Below are 16,674 nucleotides of genomic sequence, written 5' to 3'. Positions count from 1 at the left end.
GTCGGAACAACCAAGTGCACCCACCGGCACAACCTCACAGGAACGGCAGCTCATGGCCTCGGTCCCTTCCCTCGCTTCTTCCGTCAATCAGCGCGTCGCGGACGCCCTCGCCTCGGCCCTGCCGGAGGCCGGTGGCGCCGACCCGCTGCTGCGACGAAGCGACCGGGCCGACTTCCAGGCCAACGGCATCCTGGCGCTCGCGAAGAAGGCCAAGGCCAACCCGCGCGAGCTGGCGACGACCGTGGTCGAAGGCATTCCGACCGGTGACCTGATCCAGGAGATCGAGGTCTCGGGCCCGGGCTTCCTCAACATCACCATCACCGACAAGGCGATCATCGAGACGCTCGCGGCGCGGGCGCTCGACGACCGGCTCGGCGTCCCGCTCGCGCAGAACCCGGGCACGACGGTGATCGACTACGCCCAGCCGAACGTCGCCAAGGAGATGCACGTCGGCCACCTGCGTTCCGCCGTGATCGGCGCCGCGATGGTCGAGATCCTGGAGTTCACGGGCCAGAAGGTGGTCCGTCGCCATCACATCGGCGACTGGGGCACCCAGTTCGGCATGCTCATCCAGTACCTGCTGGAGCACCCGCACGAGCTGGACCACAAGTCGGACGAGGTCTCCGGTGAGGAGGCCATGTCCAACCTGAACCGCCTGTACAAGGCCTCGCGCGCGCTCTTCGACTCCGACGAGGAGTTCAAGACGCGGGCCAGGGCCCGGGTGGTGGACCTCCAGGCCGGCGAGCCCGAGACGCTGCAGCTGTGGCAGCGGTTCGTGGACGAGTCGAAGATCTACTTCTACTCCGTCTTCAACAAGCTGGACATGGACATCCAGGACCCCGACGTGGTGGGCGAGTCGGGCTACAACGACATGCTGGTCGAGACGTGCAAGCTGCTGGAGGAATCGGGCGTCGCCGTCCGCTCCAACGGCGCGCTGTGCGTGTTCTTCGACGACGTCAAGGGCCCGGACGGCAACCCGACCCCGCTGATCGTGCAGAAGTCGGACGGCGGCTTCGGCTACGCCGCCACCGACCTGTCGGCGATCCGCGACCGCGTCGGCAACCTGGACGCCACCGAGCTGATCTACGTGGTCGACGCGCGGCAGTCCCTGCACTTCAAGATGGTCTTCGAGACCGCGCGCCGGGCGGGCTGGCTGAGCGACGAGGTCAAGGCCGTCCAGCTGGCCTTCGGCACGGTTCTCGGCAAGGACGGCAAGCCGTTCAAGACCCGTGAGGGCGAGACGGTACGGCTGGTGGACCTGCTGGACGAGGCCGTCGAGCGGGCCACGGCCGTCGTGCGCGAGAAGGCCGCGAAGGTGGGCCTGACCGAGGCGGAGATCGTGGAGAACGGCCAGTACGTGGGCATCGGCGCGGTGAAGTACGCCGACCTGTCCACCTCGGCCGCCCGTGACTACAAGTTCGACCTGGACCAGATGGTCTCGCTGAACGGCGACACCTCGGTGTACCTCCAGTACGCGTACGCCCGGATCAAGTCCATCCTGCGCAACGCCGGAGAGCGCAAGCCGGCCGCGCACCCGGAGCTGGAGCTGGCCCCGGCCGAGCGTGCGCTGGGCCTGCACCTGGACCAGTTCGGCGAACTGATCGCCGAGGCGGCCGCGGAGCACGCCCCGCACAAGCTGGCGGCGTACCTGTACCAGCTGTCCTCGCTGTTCACGACGTTCTACGACCAGTGCCCGGTCGTGAAGCCGGAGCCGGAGCTGGTCGTGGGCGAGAACCGCCTGTTCCTGTGCGACCTGACGGCCCGCACGCTCAGCAAGGGCATGTCCCTCCTCGGGATCCGGACGCCCGAGAAGCTCTGACGTCCGGACATCGCACACGACGTGGCCAACGGCCCCGGCAGCTGCTGCTGCCGGGGCCGTTGGCATTTCGTGATCTTCAAGCCGTCCACTTTCACGCCGCCCCCAATAATCTGAGCATGTTCAAAAGACTTGTGGGGGGAAACAAATGAAGAAGATCAAGCGCATGGCCGCCGTGGCCGCGGTCGCCGTGGCCGGACCGACCATCCTGACCGCGACGCCCGCCATGGCCGCCGACCAGCCGGCCGTGATCGTTCCTGACGTGGCGCCGAAGGACGACGCCACCGCCGACGCCGGTGCGCCGACCACGCCCGTCGTCGAAACGCCCGGTGCCGAGAAGCCCCGCGCCGAGAAGCCCGGAGCGGACAAGCCCGGCGCGGACAAGCCGGTCGCGGAGAAGCCCGCGCCCGTCGTCGACACGCCCGCGCCGACCACCCCGGCCCCGGCGCCCGCCGAGCAGCCCGCGAAGGACGCCAAGGCCCCCTCGGACAAGCAGCACGCCGACTCCGACGGCATCATGATGGGCCCCGACGTCAGCGTCGCGGGCATCCCGAAGAACGGTTTCAAGCCGGGCGGCGACTGGACCCAGCTGAAGGTGACGGTCGACAACTCGGGCGGCCCCTGGGTCAACGGGCTCCAGCCCCACCTCTCGATCGGCAAGGCCGGGGGCAAGCTGAAGTCCGGCCACTACGAGATCGAGTCGCGCCACGTCCGCACGGACGGCAGCAGCTACTGGTGGCCCGCCACGGCGCTCAACACCGACGGCGACGACTCCAGCATGAGCGGCTACTTCATCGGCACCGTCGGTCCCCTCGACCGCGGCGCGAGCTACGACATCGACGTGCGGATCCGCTTCACCGCGGACGCCCCGCACGTCGCCTTCGACATGGCGTCCGACGCCGTGAGCATCAGCGCCGACGGCTGGAACTGGGGCCCCAGCAGCTGGTACAGCACCAAGATCGAAGGGGCCGAGGACGGGGACGAGGACCCGTTCGTCGAAGGGCCCGCGCTGACGGTGAACGGCGTACCGGAGACCGTCAAGGCCGGCGGCGACTGGACCAACCTGTCCGTCCGCGTCGACAACTCCGGCAAGAAGGCCCTGGACGGATTCGACGTCGGCCTGGTCCTGGCCCGGCCGGACTGGGTCCCGATGAAGGGCTCCCAGATCAAGGTCGAGGTCCTGAGCAAGGACAAGAACGGCAAGGCCGGCTGGCACGAGGCCGAGATCCGGTCCGAGGAGGAGGGCGTGTTCCTCGGAGTCGACCTGGCGAGCGGCCCCGTCGCGGCCGGCCAGAGCTTCGACATCCAGGTCCGCATCCGCCTGACGGCGGACGCCCCGCTCGGCGACCTCCGCATCTCCTCCTGGGGCTCTTCCCAGGTCGGCCCGGAGACCCCGAAGCCGTGGGCACAGTCGCACTCCAAGGCCCGCCTGACGAAGATCGTCGCCGCCGACCCGGCCCCCGGTGACAACGGCAACCAGCCGAAGCCGAACGGCGGCTCCAAGCCGAGCGTCGACAACGCCAAGGGCGGCTCCGGCGGCGAACTCGCCGCCACCGGCGCCGACGCGGCCACCACCTGGGCCCTCGGCGGCGCGGGCGTGGCCCTGGCCATGGGCGCCGCCCTGGTCGCGGGCACCGGCCGCCGCCGCCGCACCACCGCCTGAGCCGACACCTCAGCCGTATGACGGGGCCCGCAGGGATGTTCTCCCCGCGGGCCCCGTCCTTTCACGCCCCGCGCTCACGTCCGCCGGTCACCCGAACGGCCCGATTCGGTCAGTGCACCCCGGGTAGGGGACGGCCCGTCCTTCCCCCCTCCGACGGGAGACCCCGTGCCCGACAAGAACGGCCCCTACAAGCCCGGCACCCCGTGCTGGATCGACCTGATGGTCCCCGACCAGCAGGCGGCTCTCGACTTCTACTGCGACCTCTTCGGCTGGCAGGGCGAGGTCGGCCCGCCCGAGCAGGGCGGGTACTCCGTCTGCACCCTCAAGGGCAAGCCGGTCGCCGGCGTCATGAAGGCGATGAACCCGGACGGCACCGTCCCGGACCCGATGCCGCCGACCGCATGGACCACGTACCTGGCCACCGACTCCATCGACTCCACCCTCAAGGCGGTCACCGACGCCGGCGGCTCGGTGATGATGGGCGCGATGGACGTCATGGACCTCGGCCGGATGGCCGTGATCACCGACCCCACCGGCGCGGCCGTCGGCCTGTGGCAGGCCGGCACCTTCGACGGCGCCGGCATCGTCAACGAACACGGCGCCCTCATCTGGAACGAGCTGAACACCGGCGACGTCCCCGCCGCTGCCGCCTTCTACTCGGCCGTCCTGCCCGTCACCACGGCCCGGTCCGAGATGCCGGACGCCGGGGACTACACCGAGTTCAAGGTCGGCGACCGCGCGGTCGGCGGGATGATGGACCTGGCCAAGCTGCCGGCCGGGGTGCCGCCGCACTGGATGCCGTACTTCCACGTGGACAGCGTCGACGAGATCCAGGCCGCCGCCGAACGGGCCGGAGGCAGCGTCATGGCCCCGGCCTTCGACATGGTGGCGGGCCGGATGGCCGTCCTCGCGGACCCTCAGGGCGGCACCTTCTCGGTGATCACGGCGGCCGCCCCGGAGCAGTCCGACTGATGTGACCGGGCGCACAGGGAATGTCCTGACTGTGCGCCCCCTCCTTCCCGGTGACGGTTCGTCCACCACGAAGGGGGCTCACATGAGGAACAAGCGCGCGGGGACGGCTCTGGCCGGGCTGCTGGCGGCGGACGCGGCAGTGCACCTGTACTGGGCCACCGGCGCGACCTGGCCCGCCGCCGACGAACGGGCCCTGTCCCTGGCCGTCCTCGGCATCGAGACCTCCTTCGGACCGGGCGCGGTGCTCCCCCTGGCCGCCGTACTGCTGACGGGAGCGTCCGCCGCACTCGCCCACACCCACGGCCGCGGCGGCCGGGCGACGCGGGCCGTCACGGGGGCGGTCGCGGCCGGCCTGACCGTGCGCGGCCTCGCGGGGCTCGGCTGGGCGGCCGGCGTCCTCGACAGCCCTCCGGGCAGCCCCTTCTACGCCCTCAACCTGCTCGTCTACACCCCCGCCTGCCTCGCCGCCGCCTGGGCGGCGGCCCGCCTCGCCGCTCAGGCGGGCGCGGCCACGCGGGTGAGGCCCTGACCGGCCGGGTCAGCCGGCAGCGCCGCCGGGCGGCCCGGTCAGCCGAACGACACGCCCGGCGACCAGCGGCGCCAGCCCGTCCAGGATCCGGTCCAGGCCGAAGCGGAACTGGAAGTCCGGCTCGCCTGAGCCCGTGAACGCGTCCGACTGCAGCAGCCGCGTCACGGCCGGGTGGCTGTCCGGGCGGGTCAGCAGACTCAGCGTGCGGACGTACTGGCCCAGCGCCTGCTCCGGGGCGACTCCGGACTTCGTGATGGCGTCCATCATGTCGGCGGCCATCGTGGCCTCGTTCCGCACCAGCCCCCCGATCAGGATGATCGTCGAGAGCTTCTCGCCCTCCTTCAGGCCCGTGCCGGCCATCGACGCGAGGCCCCGGTCCATCCAGGCCAGCTGGTTCGGGGAGACGGGCGCGGCGGTGATCGGGATGCGCAGGATCCAGGAGTTGGCCATCAGGACGGCCCGCTGCGCGTACGCCCAGTCCGTGAGCAGCTCGCGCCAGCCCCATCCCTCCGCCTCGGGCGGCAGCGGCGGCGGGGTGCCGACCCCCGCGTCCGCCATGAGGACGTACAGCTCCTCCTTGGCGGCGACGTAGCGGTAGAGGGACATCGTCGAGACGCCCAGCTCCTTGGCGACGCGCCCCATGGAGACGGCGTCCATCCCCTCCGCGGCGCCCAGCGCGACCGCCGTTTCCACGATCCGGGGCAGCGTGAGCGTGGGACGCGGCCCCTTGCCGGCTCGTTCGCGCAGGCCCCAGGCCATTTCGAGGCTCGCCGGGAGTCCCGTACCGCTGTCCGCGTCGTCCATCGCCGTCCCTCCCTCCGCCGCTATGTGATTGACCCACATCCTAGTTCTGTGTATTACTTACACAGAAGCGCGTAACCCATACACAGAAGCGCGTAACCCGTACGCAGAAGGGAGCGTGGTCCCCCATGACCACGAGCGACCTCGGCATTCACGCCATCGGCCTGACCAAGTCCTACGGCGCCCTGCGCGTCCTCGACGGCCTCGACCTCGCCGTCCCGCGCGGCAGCGTCCTCGCCCTCCTCGGCCCCAACGGCGCCGGCAAGACCACCACCGTCCGGATCCTCGCCACCCTCACCGCCGCCGACTCCGGCGCCGCCCGCGTGGCCGGGTACGACGTCACCGGTCACCGCTCGCGCGTCCGCGAACGGATCAGCCTCACCGGGCAGTTCGCGGCGGTCGACGAGCTCCAGACCGGCACCGAGATGCTCCGCATGATGGGCCGCCTGGCCGGACTCTCCTCCCGCGCCGCCCGTACCCGCGCCGACGAGCTGCTCGCCCGCTTCGGGCTCTCCGAGGCCGCCGCGCGCACGGCGAAGACGTACTCGGGCGGGATGCGCCGCCGCCTCGACCTCGCCGCGAGCCTGGTCTCCCGGCCCGAAGTGATCTTCCTCGACGAGCCGACCACCGGACTCGACCCGCGCAGCCGCCACGACCTGTGGGACCTCGTACGGGAACTGCGCGCCGACGGCACGACCGTGCTCCTCACCACCCAGTACCTGGAGGAGGCCGACAGGCTCGCCGACCACGTCGCCGTCCTGGCCGACGGGCGGATCGCCGCCGAGGGCACGCCCTCGGCGCTCAAGGCCCGCGTCGCCGGGCACCGGCTCGACCTCACCCTCGCCACCCGGGCCGCCTACGACGCGCTGGCCCCGCGCGCGGTCCACCTCGCCCCGGACGAGCTCGTCCTCGGCCTGCCCACCGACGGCAGCGCGGCCGACGTACGCGCCCTGCTCGACGAACTCGACCCGGACCGTACCGCCGTGGACCGCTTCGCGGTCCGCACCGCCACCCTCGACGACGTGTTCCTCACCCTGACGGGAGCCGCCCCATGAGCACCGCCGCCCTCGCCCTCGCCGGCCGCAGCCTGCGCATCAGCAGCCGCCGGCCCGACGTGCTGATCACCGCCCTGATGCTGCCCGTCATGCTGATGCTGATCTTCGTCTACTTCTTCGGCGGCGCCATCGACACCGGGACGGCGTACGTGACGTACGTGGTCCCCGGCGCCATGCTGCTCTGCGCGGGCTTCGGTGCGGCGAGCACCGCCGTCAGCGTCGCCGACGACATGGGCAACGGCGTCATCGACCGCTTCCGCTCCCTCGACATCGGCGGCATCCCGATCCTCGCCGGGCACGTCACGGCCTCGGTCCTGCGCAACCTGCTCTCCACCGCCCTGGTCCTCGTCGTCGCCCTCGCCATCGGCTTCCGGCCCCAGGCGGGCCCGGCCGCCTTCCTCGCCGCGGCCGGCCTGCTGCTGACGTACATCACGGCGATCTCGTGGCTGGCCGCCGCACTCGGCCTGCTCGCCAAGTCCCCTGAGGCGGCGGGCGGCTTCACCTTCCTGATGATGTTCCTGCCCTACCCGTCCAGCGCCTTCGTCCCCATCGAGACCATGCCGGGCTGGCTGCACGGCTTCGCCGACCACCAGCCGCTGACCCCGGTGATCGAATCCCTGCGCGCACTGCTCTTGTCGCAGCCTGCGGGCGACGCGCCCTGGGTGGCGCTGACCTGGTGCGCGGGCATCACGGCCGTGGCCTTGGCCCTGTCGGCGGTCCTGTTCCGCAGCAGGACCCGCTGAGGGGCTCCTCGCGGAGCCCCTCAACAGGCCGATGGTGCGCGCCCGCTCAACTATTGAGCGGATATGAGTGCCGGCCCGTCGCCTCGTCGATCTCGCCGTGGGCCTTCTGCAGCATCTGCGACGCGAGATCCATGAGCGCACGAGCGCCCGCGATCTCTTCCCCGACCCTCAGCTGCTCCGGGTCGGAGGGGTGGCGCATGGCGTAGCCGTGCGCCCTGATCTCGGAGCCGTCCCCGAGTCTTACCAGGGCCGCCGCACTGGTGCGGTGGCCCTCCTCGGTGAATTCGAGCTCCACATGCCACCCGACCAGCGTGGACATGGTGCATCACCTCCAGGGGGTCACCCTTCCCTCCAGGGTGCGCCCGCCGGGGATGGAGCGCGAGCGGGGGGCCTGGGGCGGGAGGCTACGGCGGGGGGATCCGGTTGATGTACTCCCGGTCGACGGATGCGACGCCGTCGACCGCCGCCAGCGCCGGGATCCGGTCCTCCGCGACGGTGCCTTCGAGCGTCCCGGTGATCGGCTGCTCGCCCGTGACCGCCAGCCCTGCCCGCCGCAGGGCCTCGACCACTTCCGCGAACCGGCCGGCGTCGACCGCGAGGATGACGCCGACCGGCTCGGACGATCCGTTCACGGCGCCTGGAGCAGACCCACGCCGACGTCCCGGGCGGGCTGCGTCAGCGGGAACGCACCGGACAGCAGGGTGGCCTTGAGATCGGCCGCGGAGGCGGCGGGGTTCGCCTCGGCGAGCAGCGCGAGGACACCCGCCACGTGCGGTGTGGCCATGCTGGTACCCGACTTCATCCCGTAGCCGCCGGGGACGGACGAGTGCACGGCCACGCCGGGGCCCGCGATGTTGACCTCGCCGCCCTGGCCGTTGATGCCCCCGCAGGAGGAGAACGCCGTCTTCAGCGCCTTGTCCAGCGAGCCCACGGCGAGGATGGAGGGGCAGTTGGCGGGCCGCTCGACGGGGGCCACGAATCCGGGCCGCAGGCTGCTGTTGCCCGCCGCCGCGACGATCACCGTCCCCATGCCGAGTGCGCGCTGGGCCAGGAGCTCGTACGTCTGCGGGAAGATCTCACCCGGCAGGACGCGAGAGCCGAGCGACAGGGAGATCACCTTCGCGCCGCGGGAGATCGCCCACTCGATGCCCGCCAGGATTCCGCCGTCCGGGCCACTGCCGCTGTTGGCGAGCACCTTGCCGGCGAGGATGCGCGCGTCGCACGCCACCCCGTAGCGGGGCCCCTGCCGGGGGCTGCGCGGACCGGCAACGGTGCCGATGCAGTGCGTGCCGTGGCTGTGTCCGTCCTCGACCGCTTCGCCGGGCACGAAGGAGGCCGTCTCCTCGATGCACCCGATCAGGTCCGGGTGGTCCGTGTCCACGCCGGTGTCGAGGACCGCGACCTTCACTCCGCGTCCGGTCATGCCGGAGATGTTGGCCCTGATCGCCTGGAGACCCCAGGTCACGCTCTGCTCGTCCAGCGCCGGCCCCAGGGACGCGGCGGCCTCGGCCTGGGAGTGGTGGGCGACCACGTCCTCGTCGCTGCGGTAGGCCGGGAAGAACTCGGTCGGCGCCTGCTGCGGGGTGGTGATCGGCGAGGCGTAGACCATGCGCTCCGGCTCGGCCGCGAGGATCGACCCCTCCGCCTCGGCCGTGGTCACCAGCGCGAAGCGGTTCTCGGGCCGTACCTCGACGACGGCCACGGCGAGGTTCTCGAAGAGCACCGAGACGTCGGGGCGTTCGAGGAGTTCGGAGACGTTCGCGGCCGCGGCTCCGCGGACACGTTCCCAGGGGGCGATGTCGGCGGCGGAACGCAGTGCGTTCAGTCCGCTCTCCTCGTTGCCCGGATCGAGCAGGACGACGTACCGGCCGGTGTACTCCGTGTTGTGGGCGCTGCCGTTGCCATGGGGCCGTTCGGGCTGGCCGCCGAAGGCGCGCCTGTCCATGGGTCCGTTCACCATTGGGTTTCCCGCTTTCTGTGCGCTTCCCCCGGTTCGTGGACGCGCCGGTCCACCGACTGGCAGGTGTGCCGGGGAAGGTGGGGCGCGGATCGGCCGCTGTTCGGCCCGTGGTGCCGTCGGCTCGCAGCCGTCGGCATCGCCCCTCGACCACCGTCGCACCGGGCAGGTGGGCGGGCAACACAGCGCAGCCATCCGAGAAGCCCCGCACCCGCGGGGTCCCGCGCCCGCGGCGGCCGGGGCGTCACCTGAGTACGCGCACTCATGTGCGCGCCCCTCTCGCGGAGTTCACTGGCCGCATGACCACCGACCTGCCCCCGGACACCGCACGGCACCCGCGTGCCTTCGTCGCGCCGCTCGTGTCCACCGTGCTCACGCTGCCCCTGGCGGCCATCGGGTTCTTCTACGCCGGGCTGTCGCCGATGGCCTGCGACTCCTGCGGCGACGCCGCGAGCGACCGGTTCGACGCCTCGTACGACGTCGCCTTCCCCGTGTTCGGGTTCGGCCTGCTGGTGGTGCTGGCCGTACTGGTGGCCGCCTGGGGGCTGCCCTGGCAGCGGCGGTACGCCGCCGCCAGGGTGTGGCTCGCCGTGATCGCCCCGGCCGTCGTCGTCCTCGACTGCATCGTCTTCAACGGCCTCGTCGACTGGCCGTGACGCGCGTCAGGCGTTGCGCAGCCAGCCCGCCACCTCGGTCGCCCAGTACGTGAGGATCGTGTCGGCCCCGGCCCGCTTGATGCCCAGCAGGGTCTCCAGGATCGCCCGGTCCCGCTCGATCCAGCCCTTGTCCGCCGCCGCCTCGATCATCGCGAACTCGCCGCTGATCTGGTACGCCGCCACCGGGACGTCCACCGCCTGCGCCACCCGGTACAGGATGTCGAGGTAGGGCCCGGCCGGCTTGACCATCACCATGTCGGCGCCCTCCTCAAGGTCGAGCGCCAGCTCGCGCATGGACTCCCGCGCGTTCGCCGGGTCCTGCTGGTACGTCTTGCGGTCGCCCTGGAGGGAGGAGGCCACCGCCTCGCGGAAGGGACCGTAGAAGGCGGACGAGTACTTCGCCGTGTACGCGAGGATCGAGACGTCCTCGTGCCCGGTCTCGTCCAGCGCGTCGCGGATGACGCCGACCTGCCCGTCCATCATGCCGCTCGGGCCCACCACGTGGACGCCCGCGTCGGCCTGGACCTGCGCCATCTCGGCGTACCGCTCCAGCGTCGCGTCGTTGTCGACCCGGCCGTCCGCGTCGAGGACGCCGCAGTGCCCGTGGTCCGTGTACTCGTCCAGGCACAGGTCCGACATGATCACCAGATCGTCGCCGACCTCGGCCTTCACATCGCGGATCGCGACCTGCAGGATCCCGTCCGGCTCGGTGCCCGCCGTGCCGAGCGCGTCTTTGTTCTCGTCCGCCGGAACACCGAACAGCATGATCCCCGAGACCCCGGCCTCGACCGCCTCCACGGCGGCCTTCCGCAGTGTGTCCCGGGTGTGCTGCACGACGCCCGGCATCGCGGAGATCGCCAGGGGCTCGCTGATGCCCTCCCGTACGAACGCCGGGAGGATCAGGTCGGAAGGGTGCAGCCGGTTCTCCGCGACCATCCGCCGCATCGCCGGGGTGGTGCGCAGCCGACGGGGCCGCGAGCCGGGGAAGGATCCGTACGTGCTCATTCGTCAGTCGCCTCTTCGAGCATCGAGAACAGTCGGAACAAGCGTAGGGCCCGGCCGCACCGCGCCAGGCCCGCACCCCGCCCTCACTTCACTGCCCCACCGCTAGGTGGTACGGCGCCTGCGCGCCCCCGGCCGCCGCTCGCTCGGCCGGAACACCGTCTCGCCGGCCTCCTTGGCCGCCTCGCGGCGCGCCGCGCCGTACTCGGCCAGCGCCTCCGCCAGCTTCGACACCGACGGCTCCGGCGACAGCACGTCCACGCGCAGCCCGTGCTCTTCCGCGGTCTTGGCCGTCGCCGGCCCGATGCACGCGATGACGGTCACGTTGTGCGGCTTCCCGGCGATGCCGACGAGGTTGCGCACCGTCGAGGACGACGTGAAGAGAACGGCGTCGAAGCCGCCGCCCTTGATCGCCTCACGCGTGTCCGCCGGCGGCGGCGACGCGCGCACCGTCCGGTAGGCGGTGACGTCGTCGACCTCCCACCCGAGCTCGATCAGCCCCGCGACCAGCGTCTCGGTCGCGATGTCGGCGCGCGGCAGGAAGACGCGGTCGATCGGGTCGAAGACCGGGTCGTACGGGGGCCAGTCCTCCAGCAGACCGGCCGCGGACTGCTCCCCGCTCGGCACCAGGTCCGGCTTCACACCGAACTCCACGAGCGCGGCCGCCGTCTGCTCGCCCACCGCGGCGACCTTGATCCCGGCGAAGGCGCGCGCGTCGAGCCCGTACTCCTCGAACTTCTCCCGGACGGCCTTCACCGCGTTCACGCTGGTGAAAGCTATCCACTCGTAGCGGCCCGTCACCAGGCCCTTCACGGCCCGCTCCATCTGCTGCGGGGTCCGCGGCGGCTCCACGGCGATGGTCGGCACCTCGTGGGGCACCGCGCCGTACGAACGCAACTGGTCGGAGAGCGAGGCGGCCTGCTCCTTCGTGCGCGGTACGAGAACCCGCCAGCCGAACAGCGGCTTCGACTCGAACCAGGCCAGCTCCTCACGCCGCGCGGCGGCGCTGTGCTCACCGACCACGGCTATGACCGGCCGGGCGCCCCCGGGCGACGGGAGCACCTTCCCCTGCTTGAACACCTGCGCGATCGTGCCCAGGGTCGCGTTCCACGTCCGCTGCCGCGTGGTCGTGCCGGCGACGGTCACCGTCAGCGGGGTGTCGGGCTTGCGGCCGGCGCTCACCAGCTCCGCCGCGGCGGCCGAGACCGTCTCCAGCGTCGCGGAGACGACGAGGATGCCGTCGCTCGACCCCACCTCGCTCCAGCAGCGCGCCGACGCGGACCTCGCGTCCACGAACCGCACGCCGTTGTCGTCACCCCGCTTGTCCCGGAGCGGCACACCCGCGTACGCGGGCACGCCCACGGCGGTGGGGATGCCCGGGACCACCTCGAAGGGGATCCCCTCGGTGGCGCAGACGAGCATCTCCTCGGCCGTGTTCCCGTCGAGGCCGGGGTCACCGGTGACGGCACGTACGACCCGCCTGCCGGACCGTGCGGCCTCCATGACAAGATTGGCGGCATCTCGGATCACCGGGACCCCGGCGGCTGCTGACACTTCGTCAGCGACCGTCAGCTGCGGCGTGTCGACTCCCGCGCGCGCATGCGTCCGTACGACGTCGAGCACCTCGGGCTCGGCGATCAGTACGTCCGCGGCGGCGAGCGCCTCCACGGCGCGCAGCGTCAGCAGACCCGGGTCGCCAGGGCCGGCACCGAGGAAGGTGACGTGTCCGTGGGCGGCGACGACCGGAAAAGCGGAGGTGGTCGGACTTGAGGGGTTCAAAGCGATCGCTCCCCCATCAGACCGGCCGCGCCCTTGGCCAGCATCTCGTCCGCGAGTTCGCGGCCGAGCGCCATGGCCTCGTCGTACGACTGGGGCACGGGACCGGTGGTGGACAGCTGCACCAGCGTCGAGCCGTCGAGGGTACCGACGACGCCGCGCAGGCGCATTTCATTGACAATCTCCCCATCGGCCAAAAGGTCGGCGAACGCGCCCACGGGTGCGCTGCAGCCGGCCTCCAGGGCGGCGAGCAGGGAACGCTCGGCGGTCACGGCGGCCCGGGTGTACGGGTCGTCGAGCTCGCCGAGCGCGGCGATGAGGCCGGCGTCGGACGCCAGGCACTCCACGGCCAGGGCTCCCTGGCCGGGGGCCGGCAGGACGCTGTCGACCGACAGCAGGTCGGTCGCCTCGTCACCGCGCCCGATCCGGTTGAGTCCGGCGGCCGCGAGGACGACGGCGTCGAGCGCGCCGTCCCGTACGAAGCCGATCCGGGTGTCGACGTTGCCGCGGATCGGCACCGTCTCGATCCGCTTGCCGAGCGACAGCGCCAGGTGATTGAGCTGGGCCGTGCGCCGGGGCGAACCGGTACCGATCCGAGCCCCGTCGGGCAGCTGCTCGAAGGTCAGGCCGTCGCGGGCGACGAGCGCGTCCCGCGCGTCCTCGCGCCGCGGCATGGCCGCGATCACGAGGTCGTCGGGCTGCGCGGTCGGCAGGTCCTTCAGCGAGTGCACCGCGAAGTCGACCTCGCCGCGCAGCAGCGCGTCACGCAGGGCGGTGACGAACACGCCCGTCCCGCCGATCTGCGCGAGGTGCTCGCGCGACACGTCGCCGTAGGTCGTGATCTCCACGAGCTCGACGGGACGGCCGGTGACCTCCCGTACCGCGTCGGCGACATGGCCTGACTGGGACATGGCCAGCTTGCTGCGCCGCGTGCCGAGCCGCAGGGGCTGGTCGAGACGTGGGTTCATGATGCCCGTCCTGAGTCGTCGTTCTTGTCTGCCGCGTCGGCCCGGCTGACGGAGGCCACCGTCTGCGGGTCGAGATCGAAGAGTTCACGCAGCGCCTCCGCGTACCCGGCGCCGCCGGGCTCGCTCGCGAGCTGCTTGACCCGCACGGTCGGCGCGTGCAGGAGTTTGTCGACGACGCGGCGCACGGTCTGGGTGACCTCGGCCCGCTGCCGTTCGTCGAGATCGGGTACCCGCCCGTCGAGGCGCGCCACTTCCATGGCCACGACCTCGGCCGCCATGGCCCGCAGGGCGACGACGGTGGGCGTGATGTGCGCGGCCCTCTGGGCGGCGCCGAAGGCCGCCACTTCCTCGGCGACGATCGCGCGCACGGCGTCGACGTCGGCCGCCATCGGGGCGTCCGCGGACGCCTCCGCGAGCGACTCGATGTCCACGAGCCGTACGCCCGGGATCCGGTGCACGGCGGCGTCGATGTCCCGGGGCATGGCCAGGTCCAGCAGCGCGAGGCGCGCGGTCGCGCCGTCGGCGTGGGTACGGGTGCTGCGCCGGGGCTGCCGCTGGGCGGCGGCCTCACCCTGGTCGGCCCAGGTCCCGTGCAGCTCCAGGGAACTGGCGTCGACCCCGGTCAGCGCGGACCGCCCGTCGGGCCCCACGGGGCACCCGTCGGCTTCCGTGCCCGCCGCGATGGTCCGTGCGGCCCCGGCGTCGGCCAGCCGCCCGTGCGTCAGCGCGGCGGCTGCCAGCCGGGCCACGACATCGGCCGAGTCCGGCCCCACCTGGAGGCCCCTCCCGGCCGGGGCCGGGGAAGTCCGGGACGCGGGGTCCGGGGCGGATCCGCGGTCCGCCGGCCCCGCCGCGGCGGAAGCCTGCGCGGGCACGTCGGCAGCGCTCGAGGACACGGCGGCGAGCACGTCGTCGGCGGTCAGCACGAGCCCGGTGGCGCCGGTGCAGGACACCACGACATCGACTCGTGTCAGTTCGTCGGCGACACCGGACATCGCAACGGCCGAAGCCGCCACCCCGGTGCCCGAGGCAACCAGAATCTCGGCCAACCGCTCCGCCCGCTCGGCGGTCCGGTTCGCGACCACGATCTCGGCGACGCCGACCCGCGCCAGCGTGGCCGCGGCCAGCGAGGACATCGACCCGGCACCGATCACCAGTGCCCGCTTGCCGGCGGCCCACTCGGCCACGGGCACGTGCACGGCGAGCTGCTCCAGCCCGAAGGTCACCAGCGACTGGCCCGCCCGGTCGATCCCGGTCTCGGAGTGCGCCCGCTTGCCGACCCGCAGCGCCTGCTGGAACAGGTCGTTGATCAGCCGCCCGGCGGTGTGCGTCTCCTGCCCCAGCGCCAGCGCGTCCTTGATCTGGCCGAGGATCTGCCCCTCGCCGACGACCATCGAGTCCAGCCCGCACGCCACCGAGAACAGGTGGTGCACCGCCCGGTCCTCGTAGTGCACGTACAGGTAAGGAGTGAGTTCCTCCAGCGCGACTCCGCTGTGCTGCGCGAGCAGCGTGGAGAGCTCCGCGACACCGGCGTGGAACTTGTCCACGTCGGCGTAGAGCTCGATCCGGTTGCACGTGGCGAGCACCGCCGCCTCCGCCGCCGGCTCGGCGGCAAGGGTGTCGTGCAGCAGCTTCAGCTTCGCGTCAGCGGGCAGCGCGGCGCGCTCCAGCACGCTCACGGGCGCGCTGCGGTGGCTCAGCCCTACGACGAGCAGACTCATGCCGGCATCACCGCCGGGACGTCGCCCTCGGGGTTGTTGCCCTTGCGCGCCTCGGCGGCGGCCCGGCCGGCCGGCGGCACGACGGCCGCGGCGGGGGCGGCGCCGCCCACGGTGGAACCGCCCTCGGCAGCGGCGGCCGCGGCTTCCTCGCCGGCCTTGCGCTGCTCGTGGAAGGCCAGGATCTGCAGTTCGATCGACAGGTCGACCTTGCGCACGTCCACGCCCTCGGGCACCGAGAGCACGGTGGGGGCGAAGTTCAGGATGGAGGTGACACCGGCCGCGATCAGCCGCTCGCTGACCTGCTGCGCGGCGCCGGCCGGGGTCGCGATGACGCCGATCGAGACGCCGTTCTCCTCGATGATCTTTTCCAGCTCGTCGGTGTGCTGCACGGGGATCCCGGCCACCGGCTTGCCGGCCATCGCCGGGTCGGCGTCGATCAGCGCGGCCACGCGGAAGCCGCGTGACGCGAAACCGCCGTAGTTGGCGAGGGCGGCGCCGAGGTTACCGATGCCGACGATGACAACCGGCCAGTCCTGGGTCAGTCCGAGCTCACGGGAGATCTGGTAGACGAGGTATTCGACGTCGTACCCGACGCCGCGCGTTCCGTAGGAACCGAGGTACGAGAAGTCCTTGCGCAGCTTCGCGGAGTTGACTCCGGCGGCGGCCGCGAGCTCCTCGGAGGACACCGTGGGGACCGATCGCTCGGAGAGCGCGGTGAGTGCGCGCAGGTACAGCGGAAGCCGGGCGACAGTGGCCTCGGGAATACCTCGGCTGCGGGTCGCCGGTCGGTGAGTTCGGCCAGTTGCCACGATGCTCCTGCGGGATGAGCGGGGCTGCAGGCGGTCACTTGTCCCAAGACCGCCCCGTCGACAGCAGGCTATGCCTTTGTGAACGCGTGCACAAAGATTGTGTCCGCTTTGTCCGAGCAAAGTGACCGGGGTCACGCAACTTCGACGCCTGGAGCGGGAACCGATACCGCGCCGAACCCGTTCAAATCCCGAAGGGGGCAAAACCG

Annotated in this window: 16 protein-coding genes; 7 read left to right on the top strand and 9 right to left on the bottom strand. The window is 72.0% G+C overall.

Annotated elements, in window-relative coordinates:
* Positions 1-52: 52 nt before the first annotated feature.
* The 4 genes from argS to OG737_RS17045 all read left to right on the top strand — a co-directional run bounded on the left by argS (position 53) and on the right by OG737_RS17045 (position 4,980).
* Positions 53-1,819, top strand: a complete 1,767-nt coding sequence (gene argS, locus OG737_RS17060; RefSeq protein WP_405921720.1) for an arginine--tRNA ligase — start codon at positions 53-55, stop codon at positions 1,817-1,819.
* Between the two features lie 145 nt (positions 1,820-1,964).
* Positions 1,965-3,479 (top strand): hypothetical protein, encoded by a 1,515-nt coding sequence (locus OG737_RS17055; RefSeq protein WP_405921719.1) that lies wholly within the window; start codon positions 1,965-1,967, stop codon positions 3,477-3,479.
* Between the two features lie 219 nt (positions 3,480-3,698).
* Positions 3,699-4,451 (top strand): VOC family protein, encoded by a 753-nt coding sequence (locus OG737_RS17050; protein ID WP_328930369.1) that lies wholly within the window; start codon positions 3,699-3,701, stop codon positions 4,449-4,451.
* Between the two features lie 82 nt (positions 4,452-4,533).
* Positions 4,534-4,980 (top strand): DUF3995 domain-containing protein, encoded by a 447-nt coding sequence (locus OG737_RS17045; protein WP_405679064.1) that lies wholly within the window; start codon positions 4,534-4,536, stop codon positions 4,978-4,980.
* 9 nt (positions 4,981-4,989) lie between these two features.
* Here OG737_RS17045 and OG737_RS17040 read toward each other — a convergent pair whose 3' ends face one another.
* The gene (locus OG737_RS17040; protein ID WP_405921718.1) at positions 4,990-5,784 is read right to left on the bottom strand and encodes a TetR/AcrR family transcriptional regulator; all 795 of its coding nucleotides are present in this window, start codon (positions 5,782-5,784) and stop codon (positions 4,990-4,992) included.
* Between the two features lie 125 nt (positions 5,785-5,909).
* Here OG737_RS17040 and OG737_RS17035 point away from each other — a divergent pair, with 125 nt between their 5' ends.
* Positions 5,910-6,836: an ATP-binding cassette domain-containing protein gene (locus tag OG737_RS17035; protein WP_328927006.1), complete on the top strand. Its 927-nt coding sequence runs from the start codon at positions 5,910-5,912 to the stop codon at positions 6,834-6,836.
* Positions 6,833-7,579, top strand: a complete 747-nt coding sequence (locus OG737_RS17030; RefSeq protein ID WP_328927005.1) for an ABC transporter permease — start codon at positions 6,833-6,835, stop codon at positions 7,577-7,579. The genes OG737_RS17035 and OG737_RS17030 overlap by 4 nt, the downstream gene beginning before the upstream one ends.
* A gap of 46 nt (positions 7,580-7,625) precedes the next feature.
* Here OG737_RS17030 and OG737_RS17025 read toward each other — a convergent pair whose 3' ends face one another.
* From OG737_RS17025 to OG737_RS17015, 3 genes are all read right to left on the bottom strand, one after another.
* Positions 7,626-7,898 carry a DUF1876 domain-containing protein gene (locus tag OG737_RS17025; RefSeq protein ID WP_328927004.1) on the bottom strand — a complete coding sequence of 91 codons (273 nt, stop codon included), beginning with the start codon at positions 7,896-7,898 and terminating at the stop codon, positions 7,626-7,628.
* Positions 7,899-7,983: 85 nt separating this feature from the next.
* A complete protein-coding gene (locus OG737_RS17020; protein ID WP_405679071.1) occupies positions 7,984-8,211 on the bottom strand; it encodes a hypothetical protein in 228 nt (75 codons plus the stop codon).
* The gene (locus OG737_RS17015; RefSeq protein ID WP_328927002.1) at positions 8,208-9,524 is read right to left on the bottom strand and encodes a S8 family serine peptidase; all 1,317 of its coding nucleotides are present in this window, start codon (positions 9,522-9,524) and stop codon (positions 8,208-8,210) included. The genes OG737_RS17020 and OG737_RS17015 overlap by 4 nt, the downstream gene beginning before the upstream one ends.
* A gap of 311 nt (positions 9,525-9,835) precedes the next feature.
* Here OG737_RS17015 and OG737_RS17010 point away from each other — a divergent pair, with 311 nt between their 5' ends.
* Positions 9,836-10,192, top strand: a complete 357-nt coding sequence (locus tag OG737_RS17010) for a hypothetical protein (protein ID WP_405921717.1) — start codon at positions 9,836-9,838, stop codon at positions 10,190-10,192.
* 6 nt (positions 10,193-10,198) lie between these two features.
* Here OG737_RS17010 and hemB read toward each other — a convergent pair whose 3' ends face one another.
* The 5 genes from hemB to OG737_RS16985 all read right to left on the bottom strand — a co-directional run bounded on the left by hemB (position 10,199) and on the right by OG737_RS16985 (position 16,468).
* Positions 10,199-11,197, bottom strand: coding sequence for a porphobilinogen synthase (hemB, locus tag OG737_RS17005; protein ID WP_405921716.1), 999 nt, complete (start codon positions 11,195-11,197; stop codon positions 10,199-10,201).
* A 102-nt stretch (positions 11,198-11,299) separates the two neighbouring features.
* Positions 11,300-12,973, bottom strand: a complete 1,674-nt coding sequence (locus OG737_RS17000) for a bifunctional uroporphyrinogen-III C-methyltransferase/uroporphyrinogen-III synthase (RefSeq protein ID WP_328926999.1) — start codon at positions 12,971-12,973, stop codon at positions 11,300-11,302.
* Positions 12,970-13,938: a hydroxymethylbilane synthase gene (hemC, locus tag OG737_RS16995; RefSeq protein WP_328926998.1), complete on the bottom strand. Its 969-nt coding sequence runs from the start codon at positions 13,936-13,938 to the stop codon at positions 12,970-12,972. Before hemC ends, OG737_RS17000 begins: the two co-directional genes overlap by 4 nt.
* On the bottom strand, positions 13,935-15,659 hold the full coding sequence (locus tag OG737_RS16990) for a glutamyl-tRNA reductase (RefSeq protein ID WP_328926997.1): 1,725 nt from the start codon (positions 15,657-15,659) through the stop codon (positions 13,935-13,937). Before OG737_RS16990 ends, hemC begins: the two co-directional genes overlap by 4 nt.
* Positions 15,656-16,468 carry a redox-sensing transcriptional repressor Rex gene (locus OG737_RS16985; protein WP_328926996.1) on the bottom strand — a complete coding sequence of 271 codons (813 nt, stop codon included), beginning with the start codon at positions 16,466-16,468 and terminating at the stop codon, positions 15,656-15,658. The genes OG737_RS16990 and OG737_RS16985 overlap by 4 nt, the downstream gene beginning before the upstream one ends.
* Between the last annotated feature and the right edge of the window lie 206 nt (positions 16,469-16,674).

The organism is Streptomyces sp. NBC_00122 (assembly GCF_045160845.1).
GTDB lineage: Bacteria > Actinomycetota > Actinomycetes > Streptomycetales > Streptomycetaceae > Streptomyces.
The sequence above is the reverse complement of the archived record's forward strand: the minus strand, read 5'-3'. Positions and strand labels throughout refer to the sequence as shown.